13 protein-coding genes are annotated in these 14,659 nt (G+C 68.5%); 4 read left to right on the forward strand and 9 right to left on the reverse strand.

Features of this window, described 5'->3' with window-relative positions; genetic code table 11:
- Positions 1 to 30: 30 nt before the first annotated feature.
- Positions 31 to 2,511 carry a TonB-dependent siderophore receptor gene (locus A4W93_RS15215; protein ID WP_085751407.1) on the forward strand — a complete coding sequence of 827 codons (2,481 nt, stop codon included), beginning with the start codon at positions 31 to 33 and terminating at the stop codon, positions 2,509 to 2,511.
- A 161-nt stretch (positions 2,512 to 2,672) separates the two neighbouring features.
- On the opposite strand, the gene guaA is transcribed toward A4W93_RS15215, so the two are convergent.
- From guaA to guaB, 3 genes are read right to left on the reverse strand one after another with little or no spacing between them, the layout of a single operon-like run.
- Entirely contained in the window at positions 2,673 to 4,253 is a 1,581-nt protein-coding gene (guaA, locus tag A4W93_RS15220; protein ID WP_085751408.1) for a glutamine-hydrolyzing GMP synthase, read from the reverse strand.
- A 19-nt stretch (positions 4,254 to 4,272) separates the two neighbouring features.
- Entirely contained in the window at positions 4,273 to 5,547 is a 1,275-nt protein-coding gene (locus A4W93_RS15225) for a TCR/Tet family MFS transporter (RefSeq protein WP_237357546.1), read from the reverse strand.
- Positions 5,548 to 5,576: 29 nt separating this feature from the next.
- A complete protein-coding gene (gene guaB, locus A4W93_RS15230; RefSeq protein WP_085751409.1) occupies positions 5,577 to 7,046 on the reverse strand; it encodes an IMP dehydrogenase in 1,470 nt (489 codons plus the stop codon).
- A gap of 208 nt (positions 7,047 to 7,254) precedes the next feature.
- Here guaB and A4W93_RS15235 point away from each other — a divergent pair, with 208 nt between their 5' ends.
- Positions 7,255 to 7,791, forward strand: coding sequence for a DUF4124 domain-containing protein (locus A4W93_RS15235; RefSeq protein WP_085751410.1), 537 nt, complete (start codon positions 7,255 to 7,257; stop codon positions 7,789 to 7,791).
- Positions 7,792 to 7,804: 13 nt separating this feature from the next.
- Here A4W93_RS15235 and A4W93_RS15240 read toward each other — a convergent pair whose 3' ends face one another.
- Positions 7,805 to 8,116 (reverse strand): RnfH family protein, encoded by a 312-nt coding sequence (locus tag A4W93_RS15240; RefSeq protein ID WP_085751411.1) that lies wholly within the window; start codon positions 8,114 to 8,116, stop codon positions 7,805 to 7,807.
- Positions 8,103 to 8,555, reverse strand: a complete 453-nt coding sequence (locus A4W93_RS15245; RefSeq protein ID WP_085751412.1) for a type II toxin-antitoxin system RatA family toxin — start codon at positions 8,553 to 8,555, stop codon at positions 8,103 to 8,105. Before A4W93_RS15245 ends, A4W93_RS15240 begins: the two co-directional genes overlap by 14 nt.
- A 46-nt stretch (positions 8,556 to 8,601) precedes the next feature.
- Here A4W93_RS15245 and smpB point away from each other — a divergent pair, with 46 nt between their 5' ends.
- Positions 8,602 to 9,066 carry an SsrA-binding protein SmpB gene (gene smpB, locus A4W93_RS15250; RefSeq protein WP_085751413.1) on the forward strand — a complete coding sequence of 155 codons (465 nt, stop codon included), beginning with the start codon at positions 8,602 to 8,604 and terminating at the stop codon, positions 9,064 to 9,066.
- 166 nt (positions 9,067 to 9,232) lie between these two features.
- Here the strand turns inward: smpB and A4W93_RS15255 are convergent, their stop codons facing one another.
- From A4W93_RS15255 to A4W93_RS15270, 4 genes are all read right to left on the reverse strand, one after another.
- Entirely contained in the window at positions 9,233 to 10,417 is a 1,185-nt protein-coding gene (locus A4W93_RS15255; protein ID WP_085751414.1) for a PLP-dependent transferase, read from the reverse strand.
- Between the two features lie 16 nt (positions 10,418 to 10,433).
- The gene (rimO, locus tag A4W93_RS15260; protein ID WP_085751415.1) at positions 10,434 to 11,813 is read right to left on the reverse strand and encodes a 30S ribosomal protein S12 methylthiotransferase RimO; all 1,380 of its coding nucleotides are present in this window, start codon (positions 11,811 to 11,813) and stop codon (positions 10,434 to 10,436) included.
- Positions 11,814 to 11,863: 50 nt separating this feature from the next.
- Positions 11,864 to 12,421, reverse strand: coding sequence for a polyhydroxyalkanoate synthesis repressor PhaR (phaR, locus tag A4W93_RS15265; RefSeq protein ID WP_085751416.1), 558 nt, complete (start codon positions 12,419 to 12,421; stop codon positions 11,864 to 11,866).
- Positions 12,422 to 12,590: 169 nt separating this feature from the next.
- A complete protein-coding gene (locus A4W93_RS15270; protein WP_085751417.1) occupies positions 12,591 to 13,664 on the reverse strand; it encodes an ABC transporter substrate-binding protein in 1,074 nt (357 codons plus the stop codon).
- Between the two features lie 251 nt (positions 13,665 to 13,915).
- Between A4W93_RS15270 and A4W93_RS15275 the strand changes: the two genes are divergently transcribed.
- Complete coding sequence (locus tag A4W93_RS15275) at positions 13,916 to 14,575, forward strand: carboxylesterase family protein (RefSeq protein WP_157782164.1); 660 nt, start codon at positions 13,916 to 13,918, stop codon at positions 14,573 to 14,575.
- Positions 14,576 to 14,659 lie beyond the last annotated feature (84 nt).

A 14,659-nucleotide genomic window follows, 5' to 3' on the forward strand; every position in this document is an offset into this window, starting at 1 on the left:
CCACTTCACCGTCTTGCAGAGAGAGTCCTCATGACCCGCCGTCGACCGTCCGCTTTCGTTCGTCATACCCCTTCTGCCCGCGCGCTGTCGCTGGCCGTTCATGCCGCCGTGCTGGCCATGGGCTTCACTTCGGCCGGCGCATCGGCGCAGTCCGCTACCTCCGCCGTCGTGGCCCCGGAGACACAGAGGGTCTACCGCATCGCGGCCGGCCCGCTCGGCGAAGCACTGGGCGACTTCGCGGCCGCCGCGGGCGTGAGCATCACCGTGCCGCCGGCCCTGGTGCAGGGCAAGACCACGCGTGGCCTCGATGGCGGCTTCAGCGTGCGCGACGGTTTCGCGCACCTGCTGGCCGGCTCGGGCCTCGAGGTGACGGGCGGCGCCGGGGGCGCCTTCGCGTTGCGCCGCGCCGCGGCGGCAGACACCGGAGCGGCGGAAACGACGCTGGCGCCGGTCACCACCACCGCGAAGGCGACGGGCGGCGCGACCACCGAGGGATCGGACTCGTTCGCTGCACGCGCGGTCAGCCTCAACAAGGGCGACCAGGCGCTCAAGGACATTCCGCAGTCCATCAGCGTGCTCACGCGCAAGCAGTTGGACGAGCAAGGCATCACCGATCTGAAAGACGCCGTCAACAACGTCACTGGCACCGAGGGCATCGGCGGCGTGGGGCAAGGCATGGTGCTGTCGGCACGGGGCTTCCAGATCGACAACTGGCAGTACGACGGTGTCGCCATTCCGCGCAACCACTACGCGCTGGGCAACTGGGGCACCGAAGGCATGGTGTTCTACGACCGGCTCGAAGTCCTGCGGGGCGCGTCGGGCCTGCTTCAGGGCACCGGCAGCCCCGGAGGCGCCATCAACCTCGTGCGCAAGCGCGGACAGGCCGACACCACGGTGACCGCCACGGCCAGGGCGGGTTCGTGGGACCGCTACGGCGTGCAACTCGACGCCGGCGGCCCGCTCAATGCAGAAGGCACGCTGCGCGGACGCGTGGTGGTGGACGAGGACCGCAGCCATTCCTTCGTGGACTACGTGAACGACCGCACCCGCTCGCTGTACGCCGCGCTGGACTACGACCTCGGCCCGGACACCACGGTGGGCCTGGGAGTCAGCAACCTGGACAGCAAGGGTCGGCCCTTCCTCCTCGGCGTGCCCCTCTACGAGGGGGGCCAGGAAACGGGCTTGCCGCGCTCCACGTTCACGGGTTCCTGGTGGAACCAGGCCAGTGTCGAGCAGACCATCGTCTACGCCGACCTGGATCACCGGTTCAACGCGGACTGGAACTTCAAGGTCTCGGCCTTGCGCATGAGCGAACGGAACACGTCCACCCACCAGCGCATGACGGGCACCGTCGCCGCGGACGGAACCGGGCCGACCTACGACGACTGGATCACGGACTTCGACTCCACCAAGGTCGGGCTCGACGCGTACGTCAACGGCCGCTTCGATGTTGGGGGCCTGCGCAACGAGGTCACCGTGGGTGTCAGCTACTGGAAATACAAGTCCGACGACATGTTCGCCCGCACGTTCACCGACGGTGCCAATGTCTTCGCCATCGACCACAACCGTCCCGTGCCCACGGTGGACAGCCTGCTGGCCGCCGGCGGCAGGCAGACCTTCTCGACCTACGACGTGCAGCAGAAAGGCCTCTACACCAGCGTGCGCACCCGGCTCATCGAGCCGCTGACGGCCATCGTGGGCGCTCGCGCGAGCTGGTACGACAGCTTCTACACCGAGTCGGCGTTCAACTCGCAGTCGACTTCCAGCGCCTCGGGCGAGATCACGCCCTATGTCGGCCTGGTCTACGCGCTCACGCCGCAGTGGTCGGCCTACGGCAGCTACACCGGCGTGTTCGAGCCGCAGTCCAGCCGCACGGTGACGGGCGACGTGCTCGATCCGATCATCGGGACGAACTACGAGCTGGGCATCAAAGGTGAACTGCTGGACAAGCGCGTGAACACGTCGCTGGCGGTGTTCCGCTACGACCACAAGAACCGGGGTGTCAACGATTTCGCCTCGGGCCAGGTCTGTGACGGCTGGTACTGTTCCGTCGCCTCGGGCAAGGTGCGCAGCCAGGGTGTCGAGGCGGAGGTCAGCGGCGAAGTGCTGCGGAACCTGCAGGTGATGGCGGGCTACACCTACAACACCACGGAGTACCTGAGCGACCCGGAGAACCAGGGCGAGGTGTTCAGCACCTGGACGCCCAAGCACATGCTGCGTGCATGGGTGTCATATCGCCTCCCGGGCGAATGGAACCCGCTCACCCTGGGCGGCGGCGTCACGTCCCAAAGCCACACCCTCAGCTACGACCGCTCTTTCGAAGTGCCTGGCGCCACCGTGGCCAACCTGCGCGTGGCCTACCAGGCCTCGCCTGAAATCAACCTGGCGCTGAACGTCAACAACGTGTTCGACAAGCACTACGTGCTTCCGGGGTTCGTCGGGTACACCGGCGCCACCTACGGCGATCCGCGCAACATGATGTTGACCTTGAAGTACACGCCGAAGCTCTGAGCAACCGGGTCCCGAGTCAGGCCGTTCTGACTCGGGGTGCCAGGGCTGCACGCGCTTGACCGCGACGTTGAGCGCAACCTCGAGCTGCTGTTTGCTCGAGTCGTCCAACGGGCCGCTCCTGGCCGGCAGCGGTCCTCAGCCCTGCGTGGGACGAGGTCGGCTCATTCCCACTCGATCGTCGCCGGCGGCTTGCTCGACACGTCGTAAGCCACCCGGTTGATGCCGCGCACCTCGTTGATGATGCGGCCCGAGACCTTCTTCAGCAGGCTGTACGGCAGCTCGGCCCAGTCGGCGGTCATGAAGTCGGAGGTCTGCACGGCGCGCAGCGCGACGACGTAGTCGTAGGTGCGGCCGTCGCCCATCACGCCCACGCTCTTGACGGGCAGGAAGACCACGAAGGCCTGGCTGGTGAGTTCGTACCAGGTCTTGCCGGAGGCGGTGTCGCGGGTGTTGCGCAGTTCCTCGATGAAGATGGCGTCGGCGCGGCGCAGGAGGTCGGCGTACTCGCGCTTGACCTCGCCGAGGATGCGCACGCCCAGGCCCGGGCCCGGGAACGGGTGGCGGTAGACCATCTCGGGCGGCAGGCCCAGGGCCACGCCCAGTTCACGCACCTCGTCCTTGAACAGTTCGCGCAGCGGCTCGAGCAGCTTGAGGCCCAGCGTTTTCGGCAGGCCGCCCACGTTGTGGTGGCTCTTGATGGTGGCCTTCTTGCTGGCGGTGCCGCCGGACTCGACCACGTCGGGGTAGATGGTGCCCTGGGCGAGCCACTTGGCGTTCGACAGCTTCTTCGCCTCGGCCTGGAACACCTCGACGAACTCGCGGCCGATGATCTTGCGCTTCTGCTCGGGGTCGCTCTCGCCGGTCAGCTGGCCCAGGAACTGGTCGCTCGCGTCGATGTGGATCACCTTCGCGTGCAGGCGGCCCACGAACATGTCCATCACGAGCTGGCCTTCGTTCTGGCGCAGCAGGCCGTGGTCGACGAACACGCACGTGAGCTGGTCGCCGATGGCGCGGTGGATCAGCGCGGCGGCCACGCTCGAATCGACGCCGCCGGACAGGCCGAGGATGACCTCCTCGTCACCCACCTGCTCGCGAATCCGGGCCACGGCTTCGGTGATGTAGTCTTTCATGACCCAGTCGGGCTTCGCCTTCGCGATCTCGAGCACGAAGCGGCGCAGCAGCGCGGTGCCCTGCACGGTGTGGGTCACCTCGGGGTGGAACTGCACGGCGTAGTAGCCGCGCGCCTCGTCGGCCATGCCGGCGATGGGGCAGCTGGGCGTGGAGGCCATCAGCTTGAAGCCCGGGGGCAGTTCGGTGACCTTGTCGCCGTGGCTCATCCACACCTTGAGCATGCCGTGGCCTTCGGCGGTGCTGAAGTCCTCGATGGCCTGCAGCAGCGCGGTGTGGCCGTGCGCGCGCACCTCGGCGTAGCCGAACTCGCGGTGGTCGCTCCACTCGACCTTGCCGCCCAGCTGCACGGCCATGGTCTGCATGCCGTAGCAGATGCCCAACACCGGCACACCCAGGTCCCACACGGCCTGCGGCGCGCGCAGCTGGTGGTCTTCGTAGGTGCTGGCGTGGCTGCCCGACAGGATGATGCCCTTCGGGGCGAACTCGCGGATGAAGGCCTCACCCACGTCGTTCGGGTGGATCTCGCAGTAGACGTTGGCTTCGCGCACTCGGCGGGCGATGAGCTGGGTGACCTGGGAGCCGAAGTCGAGGATCAGGATCTTGTCGTGCATGGTGCGGCGGGAGAGGAAATCAATGGACGGCACTGGCGGCGGCGTCGAAGCCGGTGCGCGGCTGGTGCCGGAAGTGGCGGAACGCAAGGACGGTGGACACCGCCATCAGCGCCGCGCAGAAGAAGAACGGCGCGCCCACGCGCCAGTCGGTGGGCGGCAGGTGCGACACCACGCCGAGCAGCGGGGCGCCGATCATGGGCGCCACGACGGCGGCCAGGCTGCCGAGCGACGCCACGGCGCCCATCGACTGTCCCTGCGTGCGCGGGTCGGCCGCGTTGGAGACGATGCCCTGGATGGCCGCGGCCACCGTGAAGCCGAGCAGGTTGAACGCGATGACGGCGTACATCATCCAGCCCTGGAACGCGAGCGCCCAGAGCAGGTAGGCCACGGTGCTGGAGACGAGGCCGTAGGACGCGAGCTTCGACGGACCGAACCGCTTGAGCAGGCGCTGCAGCAGGAACCCCTGCACGAACACCGAGGCCACGCCCACCGCCAGCAGCGACCAGCCGTTCTCGACCGACGTCCAGCCGAAGCGGAACGTGGTGTAGAGCACCCACGAGGTGTGCAGGATGAACTGCGAGAGGTTGGCCAGGCCGATCACGACGACGAGGCCGCCCACGTTCTTCAGCTCGGCCAGGTGCTTCAGCGACGCGACGGGGTTGGCCGAGCGCCACGAGAACGCGCGGCGGCGTTCCACCGGCAGCGATTCGGGCAGCACGAAGTACCCGTACAGCAGGTTCAGCAGCGCGAGCGAGCCGGCCACGAAAAACGGCAGGTGCACGTCGATGCCGCCCAGCAGGCCGCCGGTGACCGGGCCGATGATGAAGCCGATGCCGAACATGGCGCCCATCTGGCCGTAGCGCTTCGAGCGGTTCTCGGGCGAGGTGATGTCGGCCACGTAGGCGTTGGCCACCGCGACGTTGGCCTGAAGCGCGCCGCTGACGACCCGGATCGCCAGCAGCATCCACAGCTCGGTGGCGAGCGCCGTGCCGAAGAAGCTGAACGCGAAGCCGCAGAAGCCCATCAGCAGCACCGGCCGCCGGCCGAACCGGTCGGACAGCGCGCCGAGGATGGGCGACGCGAAGAAGTTGGCGACACCGAACGTCACCATGACCGCCCCGTACCAGAACGCCTGCGCGGCCTTGTCGGTGGTGAACTGCCCGACCAGCACCGGCAGCACCGGGATGATGAGGCCGATCGCCACCATGTCGAGCAGCACGGTGAGCAGGATGAAACGCATCGCCGCCGGGCGGCTGGCAGCCTCCGGCGGGGTGGGTTGGACGGTGGTGGTCAAGGGACGTTCGAACGGGCGCGGCAGCCCGGTCACTCCATGCGGTAGTTGGGCGCTTCCTTCGTGATCTGCACGTCGTGGACATGGCTCTCGCGGATGCCGGCCGAGGTGATCTCGACGAACTCCGCCTTGTTGCGCATGTCCTCGATGGTGGCGGCGCCGCAATACCCCATGGACGCCCGCAGGCCGCCGGCCATCTGGAACACGATGCTGATCATCGAGCCCTTGTACGGCACACGGCCCTCGATGCCTTCCGGCACGAGCTTGTCGGCGTTCGGGTTCGCACCCGTGTTGTCCTGGAAGTAGCGGTCGGCGCTGCCCTGCTGCATGGCGCCGATGGAGCCCATGCCGCGGTAGCTCTTGTAGCTGCGGCCCTGGAACAGCACGATCTCGCCCGGCGCCTCTTCGGTGCCCGCGAACATGCCGCCCATCATCACGGTGTGGGCGCCGGCCGCGATGGCCTTGGCGATGTCGCCCGAGTAGCGGATGCCGCCGTCGGCGATCAGCGGCACGCCGCTGCCGGCCAGGGCCTTGGCCACGCTGTCGATGGCGTGGATCTGGGGCACGCCCACGCCGGCCACGATGCGGGTGGTGCAGATGGAGCCGGGGCCGATGCCGACCTTGACGCCGTCGGCGCCGGCTTCGGCCAGCGCGAGGGCCGCCGCGCCGGTGGCGATGTTGCCGCCGACCACGTCGACCTGCGGGAAGTTCTGCTTGACCCAGCGCACGCGGTCGATCACGCCGGCGCTGTGGCCGTGGGCGGTGTCGACCACGAGCACGTCGACGCCGGCCTTGATCAGCAGTTCGACACGTTCCTCGGTCCCCTCGCCCACTCCCACCGCGGCGCCGACGCGCAGCTTGCCGTGGGCGTCGCGCGCGGCGTTCGGGAAGTTGGTCTGCTTGGTGATGTCCTTCACCGTGAACAGGCCGCGGAGTTCGTAGGCGTCGTTGATGACCAGCACGCGCTCGAGCTTGTGCTTGTGCATCAGGGCCTTGGCCTCGGCGAGCGTGGCGCCTTCGCGCACGGTGACCAGGCGCTCGCGCGGGGTCATGATCTCGCGGACCGGGATGTCCATGCGCGTCTCGAAGCGCAGGTCGCGGCCGGTGACGATGCCGACGACCTTGCCGTCTTCCAGCACCGGGAAGCCGGAGATGCCGTGCTGGCGCGAGAGGTTGATCACGTCGCTGACGGGCACGCCGGGCGAGATGGTGATCGGGTCACGGAGGAGCCCCGACTCGTAGCGCTTGACGCGGGCCACTTCGGCGGCCTGCTGCTTCGGGGTGAGGTTCTTGTGAACGATGCCGATGCCACCTTCCTGCGCGATGGCGATCGCGAGGCGTGCTTCGGTGACGGTGTCCATCGCGGCTGAAACCAGGGGCAGGTTCAGGCGGATGTTCCGGGTCAGTTGGGTCGAAAGCGAGGTGTCGCGAGGCAACACTTGCGAGAACGCGGGCACCAGCAACACGTCGTCGAAGGTGAGCGCTTTGCCAAGAAGGCGCATGAGGGAAGCTCCTGACGCAAAAGAAGATTATACGGACTCCGGACGCGTCCTTGCTGACCTCCCCCCAAGAACACACGCCGGCCCTCGCCGGGAGCCCGTTCGGCAAAGCGGCAATAGTTCACGAACCCGGCTTCGCCCGGGCCCCGGCATACAAACCGTGACAGAGGGAATGCCCCGTGGAAGACGGTGCGGCACTACACTTTCGCGCATGAAAATCAGCCGTCTCCGTCTCTCCGCACGCGTGGGTTTCACCGCACTGGCCGCCGGGCTCGCGCTCGGGGTGTGCACCAGTGCCATGGCCCAGTGGAAATGGCGGGACACCAACAACCGCATCCAGTACAGCGACCTGCCCCCGCCGGCCGGCGTGCCCGAATCGTCCATCCTGCAGCGCCCGGCAGGTGCCACCCGGCGCACCCCGCCGCAATTCGTGGCCCCGGCGGCCTCGGCCGCCTCCGGCGCCGAAGCCCAGGCGAGCGGCCCCGCCGCCACCACCGACCCCGAACTCGAGGCCAAGCGCAAGAAGGGCGAACAGGACCAGGCCGCGGCCCGCAAGGCCGAGGAGGCGAAGAACGCCGCCGCACGTGCCGACTCGTGCAACCGCGCCCGCGCCTACCAGAAGTCGCTCGACGAAGGCCAGCGCATGGCCCGTGTCAACGCGGCGGGCGAGCGCGAGGTGTACGACGACAAGATCCGCGCCGAGGAATCGAAGCGCACCCGCGAGATCATCGCGGCCGACTGCAAGTAAGGCCGGGGCGCCCTCAGCGCCCGCCTGCCCGTCCGCCCCCGCCACGCCCGTGGCGCAGGCGCCGGGCCTCCTTCGGGTCCACCGTCAGGCCGCGGTACAGCTCCACGCGATCGAGGTCGCGCAGCACCGTCTCGGCGGTACACGCCCTGCCCCACACCCCCATCGGCGCCTGCGCCAGTTCGGGAAACTCCACCAGCAGGCCGCTGGCGGCCAGGGCCTGTCCCGCGGTGCTGCCGGCTGGCAGCGTCAGCGCCACGCGGCGGATGTCGTGTGGCGCCGCCCCCCAGAGCACCTCGACGCGCAGCAGCGCCTCAGCGGGGGCCATACACCTGTTCGGCGCGCTTGACGAACGAGTCGACGAACGTGTTGGCGATGCGGTCGAACACCGGGCTCAGCAGCATCTCGAACGCGAGGTTCGAGAACACGTACTTCAGCTCGAACTCGACCTTGCAGGCCTTCTGCCCCGGCTCGGGCGCCTGCAGCGGCACGAAGCGCCAGATGCCGTGGAGCACCGAAAACGGCCCGTCGACCAGCTCGACCGTGACGCTGCTGTCGGGCACGTGCGTGTTGCGGGTGGTGAAGGCGTGGCGCACGCCGGCGTAGGCGAGGTGCAGGCGGCCGGTCATGGAGGTCTCGGCCTCTTCCAGCACCTCGGCCTTCTGGCACCACGGCAGGAACTTCGGATACTCGCGGATGTCGGTGACGAGGCGGTACATCTCGGCGGGCGAGTACCAGAGGAGGACGGACTTCTTGATGTGCTTCATACAATGCACGGATTGTATTGAGTGACGGCATCCCCACCTGACCCCCATGTCCATCGCAGAAAACAGAAGAGCCCGCTACGACTACCACCTCGAGGAACAGCACGAGGCGGGCATGGTGCTGCAGGGCTGGGAGATCAAGGCCATCCGCGCCGGCCAGGTGCAGCTGACCGACGGCTACGTGGTCATCCGCGACGGCGAGCTGTACCTGATCGGCTGCCGCATCAACGCGCTGCGCAGCGCCTCCACCCACGTCAACCCCGAGGCCGACCGCACGAAGAAGCTCCTGCTCCACAAGGAGGAGATCAAGCGCCTCGTGGGCAAGGTCGAGCAGAAGGGCTTCACCCTCGTGCCACTGGACCTGCACTACAAGGGCGGGCGCGTGAAGGCCCAGATCGCACTGGCCAAGGGCAAGGCGGAGCACGACAAGCGGAACTCCGTGAAGGAGAAAGATTGGGAACGGGAAAAGGGACGGCTGATGAGACATAAAGTCTCATCGGGTCCGAAGGACTGAGCGGCGAAGCCGGTCACCGGTCCTTTCGCCGAAGGCAAAAGGGACGGCTGATGAGACATAAAGTCTCATCGGGTCCGAAGGACTGAGCGGCGAAGCCGGTCACCGGTCCTTTCGCCGAAGGCAAAAGGGCCGCCTCATGCGGCCTCGGGCTCGAAGGAGTGATGCGCTAGAGGAGTTCGAGCGCCTGCTCGCAGTCCGCCAGCAGGTCCTCCACCGCCTCGAACCCGATCGAGAAGCGCACCAGCGTGCCCTTCCACGTGGGCTGCGACCGCATCCCCGCCAGCTGGTACGGCACCACGAGGCTCACCGGACCGGCCCACGAGAAGCCGATCTTGAAGAGCCGCAGCGCGTCGACGAAGGCGTGCACCTGGGCCTGCGAGTACTTCTCGTCGAACACCACCGAGAACAAGCCCGCCGCCTTCGTGGACAGCCGCCGCCAGTGTTCGTGCCCCGGGCTGCCGGGCAGCGCCGGGTGCAGCACGTGGGTGACCTCGGGCCGGGTGGCCCACCATTCGGCCAGCCGGCGGCCTGCCCAGTCCTGGGCCTCGTAGCGCAGGGCCAGCGTGGGCAGCGAACGCAGCACGAACTCGACGTCGTTGAGCCCCACGCCCCAGCCCATGCGCATGTGGCACAGCTTGAGCCGCAGGTGCAGCGCCTCCTCGCGGGTGGTGACCGAGCCCATCAGCACGTCGCCGCCGCCCGAGGCGTACTTGGTCAGCGCCTGCACCGAGATGTCGACGGCCACCGAACCGCCCTCGGAGAGCGGCAGGTCGAACGCATCGAACGCGAGCCCCGTGCCCCAGGTGTTGTCGAGTGCGGTCAGCACGCCGGCATCGCGGGCCACGCGGGTGAGTTCGGCCAGGTCCGGGAACTCCATCGTGACGGAGCCGGGCGCTTCGAGCCACACGAGTCGGGTGGCCGGACCGATCATCGCCTTGAGCGCGCCCGCGTCCATCGGGTCGTAGAAGCGGTGGCCGATGCCCCACGCGGCCAGTTCGTGGCGCGCGAGTTCCTTGTTCGGGCCGTACGCGTTGTCGGGGATCAGCACTTCGTCGCCGCTGCGCAGCAGGGCCATGTCGACCAGCGACAGCGCCGCCAGGCCGCTGGGCACCAGCAGCGTCTGCAGCCCGCCCTCCAGCGTGGCGATGCGCTCCTCCAGCATGAACGTGGTGGGCGTGCCGTGCAGTCCGTAGGTGTAGCCGGTCTTTTCCTTCCACGTGCGCGCCTGCAGCGCGGCCGTGTCGGCGAAGAAGACCGTGGAGGCCTTGTGGACCCCCACCACCGGGGCCCCGAAGCCGGCCGGCGGCACGTACGGGTGGTGGATCAGGCGGGTGCGCGGGTCCTTCGACATGCGTTCGGGCGTGCGATCAGATGGGTTGCGCGATCAGGTCGTGTCCCTGGGCGCCGACGATGCGTGCCTTCGTGAACTCGCCCACTTTCAGCGTCTTGGAGGCCTTCTCCGGCGGCAGCAGCTTCACGCTGCCATCGATCTCGGGGGCGTCGGCATAGCTGCGGCCCAGGCCGCCCTTGCGGCCCAGCGCCGGGGCGGAGTCGACCAGCACCTGCATGGTGGCGCCCACGCGCGACTGCAGCTTCTCGGCGGACACGGCCTCGGCCACCGCCATGAAACGCGCCCGGCGCTCCTCGCGCACGGCCTCGGGCAAGGCGCCGTCCAGCGCGTTGGCCGTGGCCCCCTCGACCGGCGAGTACGCGAAGGCACCGGCACGGTCGATGCGCGCCTCTCGCACGAAGTCCAGCAGGTGCTGGAACTGCTCCTCGGTTTCACCCGGGAACCCGGCGATGAAGGTGCTGCGCACCACCAGTTCCGGGCAGATCTCGCGCCAGCGCTGCAGGCGGTCAAGGTTCTTCTCGCCGCTGGCCGGGCGCTTCATGCGCTTGAGCACCTCCGGGTGCGAGTGCTGGAACGGCACGTCGAGGTACGGCAGGATCAGGCCCTCGGCCATCAGCGGCAGGATCTCGTCGACGTGCGGGTACGGGTAGACGTAGTGCAGGCGCACCCAGGCACCGTGTTTCGCGGCCAGCTCGCCGAGCTTCTGGCACAGGTCCAGCATGCGCGTCTTGACGGGCTTGCCGTCCCAGAAGCCGGTGCGGTACTTCACGTCGACGCCGTAGGCGCTGGTGTCCTGGCTGATGACCAGCAGTTCCTTCACGCCGGACTCGAACAGGCGCTCCGCCTCGCCGAGCACGTCGCCGATGGGGCGCGAGACCAGGTCGCCGCGCATGCTCGGGATGATGCAGAAGCTGCAGCGGTGGTTGCAGCCTTCGCTGATCTTCAGGTACGCATAGTGCCGCGGCGTGAGCTTGATGCCCTGCGGAGGCACCAGGTCGACGAACGGGTCGTGGGGCTTGGGCACGTGGGTGTGGACGGCGTCCATGACCTCGTGGGTGGCGTGGGGGCCGGTCACGGCCAGCACGCTCGGGTGCATCTGGCGGACGAGGTTGCCACCGTCGTCGCCGGCCTTCGCGCCCAGGCAGCCGGTGACGATCACCTTGCCGTTTTCGGCCAGGGCTTCACCGATGGTGTCGAGGCTTTCCTTGACCGCGTCGTCGATGAACCCGCAGGTGTTGACGATGACCAGGTCGGCCCCGGCGAAGGTCTTGGACGTGTCGTAACCCTCCGCGCGCAGCTGCGTGAGGATGAGTTCGGAGTCGGTCAGGGCCTTCGGGCATCCCAGGGACACGAAGCCGATCTTGGGGGCCGGGATGGCCAGGGTGGAATCAGTCATCCCGGGATTTTCGCCGATCCGGGGCCCGGACGGGGGCCCCGGGGCCGATTTCAGCGCTTCGGAGGCGTGAAACCCGGGAACAAGGTCTCGGCCTGCTTGGCCATCTGGTCCTGCATCTGCTGGAACATCTGGCGGGACTGGTCGAGGTAGGCGGTCATCATGCCCTGCACCGCCGGGGCCTGGCCGTTCAGGAACTGCGACCAGAGTTCGGGATTGATGGCCTTGCTCTGTTCCGCCATGCGGGCCTGGATGTCGCTGAAGGTCTGGAGGTTCTTCTCGAGGAAGGACCCCATCATGCCCTGCGTGGCGCCGCCGTAGAACCGGATGATCTGGGCCAGCATGGGCGCGGAGAACATCGGCACCCCGCCCGTCTCCTCCTCCAGGATGATCTGCAGCAGGATGCTGCGGGTCAGGTCCTCGGACGTCTTGGCGTCGCGCACGACGAACGGCTGCGCGGCCAACACCATCTTCTTGACGTCGGCCAGCGTGATGTAGCTGCTGGTATAGGTGTCGTAGAGGCGACGGTTGGGGTATTTCTTGAGGACGCGCGGGCTGCTCGCAGAGCCGGCGGCGTCGGGGTCGGTCGCATCGGGACGGGGTGGTGCCATGGGGGGGCGAGCTCCTGAGGAATCCTGTTGCGTTGCGAAAAGATTCTAGGAGGGTGCCACAAGTCGGCCCGGAGGGGTTTTCCCGCCTCGGTTTCCGACGTGGCGCGTGCGCCATTCGCCCCTGCGCGCGGCCGCATGACACCGCCGGGTGTCGTCCGGCGGAACCCGTTCAGGCACCCGCGGCCTTCCCGTTCGCCTCGAACACCGGCCAGTAGTTCTCCAGTTTCGCCTCCTTGAGCGCCGCATCGAGGTAGCGGGTGTCGATCCAGGAGTTCACATCGAACTTCGCGCGCGACAGTTTGAGCCGGTACGCGTTCTCCACCGCCTCGTGGTACCGGCCCCGCAGGAACGGGTCGAACGTGGGGTTCAGCCGCACGCGCAGCGGCTGGCCGTCCACGTCCTCCTTCCAGTGCTCGTACGACGTGCCCGCACGGGCCCACAGGCGCAGCACCTCCTCGCGGTTGGCCTCGTCCGAGGCCCAGCGCGCGGACTTCACGAGGGCCTTGACCACGCGCTGCGTGGCCGCCGGGTGCGCGTCGGCGAAGCGTTCCGTGACCAGCAGGTGGCTCTGGCGCGTGTAGATCGGCGAATCGCCCTTGCTCGTGTAGAGCACGCGCACCTGGCCCTTGTCGCGCAGGCGCAGGATGTCCTGCGAGCCGATCGACGCGTCGATGTCGCGCGTGGCCAGCGCCGCGAGCGAACTCGCGGTGTCGAAGTTGACGATCTTCAGGTCGCGTTCGGTGAGGCCGTGTGCCTCCAGAAGGCGCACGGCGGGCAGGTGCATGTTCGTGCCCTTGAACAGCGCCACGCGCTTGCCGCGCAGGTCCTCGATGCGCTTCGCCGGCGAGTCGGGCGGCACGCCGATGTAGATCGGCGTGCGCGCGCCGGTGGCCACCACGAGGCGGGTCTTCAGGCCCGCCGCCCGCCCGATCAGCGACGGCAGGTCGCCCTGCAGGGCGAAGTCGACCTGCTGGTTCGAGACCGCCTCGTTGACCGCGGGGCCGGCACCCTTGAAGAAGGACCATTCGATCGCGATGCCGTCCGCCTTGAACTCCTCGTCGATCCAGCCCTTCGAATGCGCGATGGCCGCGGAGCTGCCCGAGAAGCTGGGCGGCTGGCCCACGAGCGGCTGCGCCACCGCGATGCGGATCGTGGCGGGATTGCCGGCGGCGCGGGCGAACAGCGGCACGCCGAGGGCGGCGCCCGCAAGGCCTTCGAGCAGGTGGCGTCGGGAGACGGTCATGGTGAGGGTCATCGAGTGGAGTTGCGGTTGTCTTTGCAGGGCCCATGCCCGGCGCCGCGGCGTTTTGCTGCAAGGTTTGCAGCATCGGCAGGCCCTCGATGACGCCGAGTCAGCATCCCCCTGCTGGGAAGCCCGCAAACACAGGTGCTCCGCCCATGCGACGACGTTGGCCCGAAAGCTGCGATACCGGCCCGTTCGACGTCGCCGCCACCGCCCCGCGGTCACGGCGCTTTCACCGGAAGGAAATCTCCATGTCACTCGACTACCTCAGCTTCGACACCGACCGCGGCCCGCTGCCCTACCTGTACGGCGCGCCTGCCCGCCCCTCGGCGAACGCGCCGCTGCTCGTGTTCCTCCATGGCGGACGCGACCGAGGCGACGACCTCAACCTGCTGCTGCGCTGGTCGCCGCCGAAACAGGTGGCGGCGACGCCGGACCGCGTCCATCACTTCATCGCACCCCAGCTGCCGGCCGATGCCGCATGGACCGACCGGCCCGGTGACGTGCTCGACCTGATCGACGACGTGGTGGCCACACGCGGCATCGACCCGCGGCGCGTGGTGCTCGCCGGCTTCAGCCTCGGCGCCGCGGCGGCGTGGCAGCTGGCCGCGGATCACCCCGACCGTTTCGCGGGCCTGGCCGTGGCCTCGGGCCGCGTGCCGCGCGGGCTGCCGCTCGAATCGCTCGCGCGCACGCCCACGTGGGTGTTCCACGGTGGTCACGACGACAAGCTGCCGCATGCCGACGTGGAGGCCCACGTGGCGGACCTGCGCGCCCGCGGCGGGCGTGTCGACTACACGCTGTACCCGCAGGGCAACCACTTCATCTCGGAGCAGGCCTTCGTCGACAGCGGCTTCGCGCCGTGGTTGCTGGCGCGTGTGCGTCGGGCCGAGGAACCGCTCGCCGCCTGAGGACGGAGAAAGAAGAGCCCGCTCCGTCCCCGGGGCGGACTCCAACCCGGTGGGTGGAGCCCCACCTGCCGCTTCCCACGGCTG

The organism is Piscinibacter gummiphilus (assembly GCF_002116905.1).
In the GTDB taxonomy this organism is placed as follows: domain Bacteria; phylum Pseudomonadota; class Gammaproteobacteria; order Burkholderiales; family Burkholderiaceae_C; genus Rhizobacter; species Rhizobacter gummiphilus.

What these genes read in the sequence shown, in the direction of transcription:
- A4W93_RS15215 (WP_085751407.1), top strand. Translation starts at nt 31, where the DNA reads ATGACCCGCCGTCGACCGTCCGCTTTCGTTCGTCATACCCCTTCTGCC.
- guaA (WP_085751408.1), bottom strand. Translation starts at nt 4,253, where the DNA reads ATGCACGACAAGATCCTGATCCTCGACTTCGGCTCCCAGGTCACCCAG.
- guaB (WP_085751409.1), bottom strand. Translation starts at nt 7,046, where the DNA reads ATGCGCCTTCTTGGCAAAGCGCTCACCTTCGACGACGTGTTGCTGGTG.
- A4W93_RS15235 (WP_085751410.1), top strand. Translation starts at nt 7,255, where the DNA reads ATGAAAATCAGCCGTCTCCGTCTCTCCGCACGCGTGGGTTTCACCGCA.
- A4W93_RS15240 (WP_085751411.1), bottom strand. Translation starts at nt 8,116, where the DNA reads ATGGCCCCCGCTGAGGCGCTGCTGCGCGTCGAGGTGCTCTGGGGGGCG.
- A4W93_RS15245 (WP_085751412.1), bottom strand. Translation starts at nt 8,555, where the DNA reads ATGAAGCACATCAAGAAGTCCGTCCTCCTCTGGTACTCGCCCGCCGAG.
- smpB (WP_085751413.1), top strand. Translation starts at nt 8,602, where the DNA reads ATGTCCATCGCAGAAAACAGAAGAGCCCGCTACGACTACCACCTCGAG.
- A4W93_RS15255 (WP_085751414.1), bottom strand. Translation starts at nt 10,417, where the DNA reads ATGTCGAAGGACCCGCGCACCCGCCTGATCCACCACCCGTACGTGCCG.
- rimO (WP_085751415.1), bottom strand. Translation starts at nt 11,813, where the DNA reads ATGACTGATTCCACCCTGGCCATCCCGGCCCCCAAGATCGGCTTCGTG.
- phaR (WP_085751416.1), bottom strand. Translation starts at nt 12,421, where the DNA reads ATGGCACCACCCCGTCCCGATGCGACCGACCCCGACGCCGCCGGCTCT.
- A4W93_RS15270 (WP_085751417.1), bottom strand. Translation starts at nt 13,664, where the DNA reads ATGACCGTCTCCCGACGCCACCTGCTCGAAGGCCTTGCGGGCGCCGCC.
- A4W93_RS15275 (WP_157782164.1), top strand. Translation starts at nt 13,916, where the DNA reads ATGTCACTCGACTACCTCAGCTTCGACACCGACCGCGGCCCGCTGCCC.